The organism is Oceanobacillus sp. J11TS1 (assembly GCF_018333215.1).
In the GTDB taxonomy this organism is placed as follows: domain Bacteria; phylum Bacillota; class Bacilli; order Bacillales; family Amphibacillaceae; genus Oceanobacillus.
Window position 1 is genome coordinate 1 of the sequence record NZ_BORO01000057.1, and the last position, 2,218, is coordinate 2,218.

The 2,218-nt window shown below is 39.2% G+C and carries 7 protein-coding genes; all 7 read right to left on the minus strand.

Annotated elements, in window-relative coordinates; all coding sequences use genetic code 11:
• The coding region (locus KI343_RS19700; protein WP_212928107.1) for a hypothetical protein at positions 1 to 232 on the minus strand (232 nt) is incomplete at its 3' end.
• 107 nt (positions 233 to 339) lie between these two features.
• Positions 340 to 606 carry a hypothetical protein gene (locus KI343_RS19705; protein WP_212928108.1) on the minus strand — a complete coding sequence of 89 codons (267 nt, stop codon included), beginning with the start codon at positions 604 to 606 and terminating at the stop codon, positions 340 to 342.
• The gene (locus KI343_RS19710; RefSeq protein ID WP_212928109.1) at positions 596 to 889 is read right to left on the minus strand and encodes a hypothetical protein; all 294 of its coding nucleotides are present in this window, start codon (positions 887 to 889) and stop codon (positions 596 to 598) included. The genes KI343_RS19705 and KI343_RS19710 overlap by 11 nt, the downstream gene beginning before the upstream one ends.
• Before the next feature lie 129 nt (positions 890 to 1,018).
• Positions 1,019 to 1,402: a BC1872 family protein gene (locus KI343_RS19715; protein ID WP_212928110.1), complete on the minus strand. Its 384-nt coding sequence runs from the start codon at positions 1,400 to 1,402 to the stop codon at positions 1,019 to 1,021.
• Positions 1,390 to 1,593, minus strand: a complete 204-nt coding sequence (locus KI343_RS19720) for a hypothetical protein (protein WP_212928111.1) — start codon at positions 1,591 to 1,593, stop codon at positions 1,390 to 1,392. The genes KI343_RS19715 and KI343_RS19720 overlap by 13 nt, the downstream gene beginning before the upstream one ends.
• 15 nt (positions 1,594 to 1,608) lie before the next feature.
• Positions 1,609 to 1,812 carry a hypothetical protein gene (locus KI343_RS19725; protein ID WP_212928112.1) on the minus strand — a complete coding sequence of 68 codons (204 nt, stop codon included), beginning with the start codon at positions 1,810 to 1,812 and terminating at the stop codon, positions 1,609 to 1,611.
• Positions 1,809 to 2,218 (minus strand): P-loop NTPase family protein (locus tag KI343_RS19730; protein WP_483874255.1); only part of this gene is annotated, 410 nt, incomplete at its 5' end. The genes KI343_RS19730 and KI343_RS19725, both read right to left, overlap by 4 nt.

A 2,218-nucleotide genomic window follows, 5' to 3' on the forward strand; every position in this document is an offset into this window, starting at 1 on the left:
GTTCTCCCTCACCCTCCATCATCTGTCTGTTGTGCTCCTGCCACGTCTTATCTAGCAAAGCATCATAACTTGTCTTAATCTGTGCATAATCATCGTGCAGCTGCATATAATCGTGATATAGCTCGTCATAAGCATCACGCTCGTATTTAATCGTTAGCGCCATGTAAATGCTTGTCATGATAGCCAAAGCTAACAAGATACATAATGCAGCATCTAATATTTGTTGTTTCATGCAATCCTCCTTTTTGATTGTTTAAAAGCCTTGTGAGGAGTTTTCTATCATTCGAATATAATTTAGTCTCGAATCTATTAAACTCTTTTCCTGTGGCTTATATTTGATTAATTTGGTGCCCTAAATGCAAAAGGTCTTTCGAAAACTTTCCGCCTAGCCAAATGAATTAAACCTAATAAGATTTCTAACTCTGGCCGGCGTTCTTTCCTAGCGATGTCTTCTATCCCTTCTCCAGATTCCCAACGGAAAGCTATACGGTCTAGTTGTTTCTTGGTGAAAGTAAGTTCCAAGTCCTCGAATGCATATACATAATCCAATCCTGGCTTAAGGTGCAATGGTCTGTAATTATCTGTAGGAATCATTTCAGCGCTCATTGGTTGCACCTTCTAACAGATCCATATCTTCCTCCAAAATCTTGAACCTACGCCCGATGCTTTTAGCCACTAAATACACTTTGTGGCGGTCAGTCATAACGAAATAAGCACTTTCGTCATACTCTGTGTATCCCTCGTTTATTGCTGTAACACCAACAACTGTGTATATATCATCCTCGTTTTCGTTTGGTACTTTTACTAATTTTCTAGCTGATCCAACTTTCATAGAATCAGCAAATTCTTTAACTTTTACTTGTTTCAGAAATAAATCATTTGTTACCATCACGCATACCTCCTAAGATACTCTTGCGTCTCCTGCACTCCCGGCACCGCCTTATCACCAACAGCGCTCTTGTTATCACGCAGCCAGTCCATCCATTTCGTTGCCGTTTGCTCGTCCGTGTCTTTTGGATCAAATATCATTACCGATTTCATTTGCATCAATCTGTACCTCTATTCCTTGGGTTTTTAGTGCTGCCAAGCATATGGCAAGTGGTGCTGTTTTGGCGTAAACAGATCTAGTAAGTCCAGTTTCTGTTCGTAGTATCACAAAATGTTCTGTTCTGCTATTTCCTGTTTCTATATCAACTCTGAAAAATTTTTCAACAACTTTCCATGCATCCTTAATATCCTCGCTATATCTTGGGATATAATTAAATCCGCCTTCCGTTAGATAAATTAGTGTATTTGGTATTCTTTTAGCATCAGTAATATACTCGTTATAAGTGGTAACCTCGCCGCCAAAAATATGTTTCTGTATCAGCGCATCTATTTCTCTCAAAGTCAGTATTTCCATAGCAACTTACCTGCCAATGCTAATTTACTGGCGATTTCCTCGAGGGATTCTTTAACAAAAATTCCTTCTCGACTACTGAATCCAATAAGAGCCTTTTCGCCGCCTGCTCCTTCAGCAGGTTCAATACCCTCAATTTGGTTTATATTCACGAGTACCTTCTCTCCATTTCTTGCTGTCAATTCAATAAACATGCTCATTCCTCCCATTTAAAATATGCCTTCTGGCCAACCGCGTTTTTGTAATTCCTCCAGCAGATATTCTTCATGATTTATCTGACGCTCTAATTGGTCTTGCATCTTTTGAAGTTCTTGCACAAGCCATCTAGTCTGATCTTCGGTAACGTATCCTTTTTCCAAATTCCTTTTAATAACAGCCAGCATCAAATTTTGTTCCGTTCTTCTTAGATTCATTGTCCACTAGCTCTCCTCTCATACTCTTCTACTGATATCCCCATCGCTTTTGCTAGAGCTTGTGATTTCCGGTAATTCATTGCTCTATTAAATACACAATTGTTGTTTCCAATAATGCGCCACCATGTACGCCCTTTATCATCAAGCTTGTATGCAGTAGCATCACTTTCGAATTCTTTAGGGGTTAAATTCGATGTATACCAGATTGGCTTGTTAGCACGCTCTCTGCCGTTAATAATCTGGAACATCCAGTCTTTCTCTTCATCGTTCAAACGTTGACTACTCAAGAAGTCATCCCAAATGAGTAAGTCAGCATCTAAACAAGCGCCCATAATCTCGTGAAAAGACTCTTCATTTTTGAAATTCTTTGTAGCTAGCAATCTACTAAACAAGTCCTTTTCAGTAA

Excerpts from the sequence above, each read along its gene's own strand:
- KI343_RS19720 (WP_212928111.1), bottom strand. The coding sequence starts at position 1,593 with ATGTTTATTGAATTGACAGCAAGAAATGGAGAGAAGGTACTCGTGAAT.
- KI343_RS19715 (WP_212928110.1), bottom strand. The coding sequence starts at position 1,402 with ATGGAAATACTGACTTTGAGAGAAATAGATGCGCTGATACAGAAACAT.
- KI343_RS19710 (WP_212928109.1), bottom strand. The coding sequence starts at position 889 with ATGGTAACAAATGATTTATTTCTGAAACAAGTAAAAGTTAAAGAATTT.
- KI343_RS19725 (WP_212928112.1), bottom strand. The coding sequence starts at position 1,812 with ATGAATCTAAGAAGAACGGAACAAAATTTGATGCTGGCTGTTATTAAA.
- KI343_RS19705 (WP_212928108.1), bottom strand. The coding sequence starts at position 606 with ATGAGCGCTGAAATGATTCCTACAGATAATTACAGACCATTGCACCTT.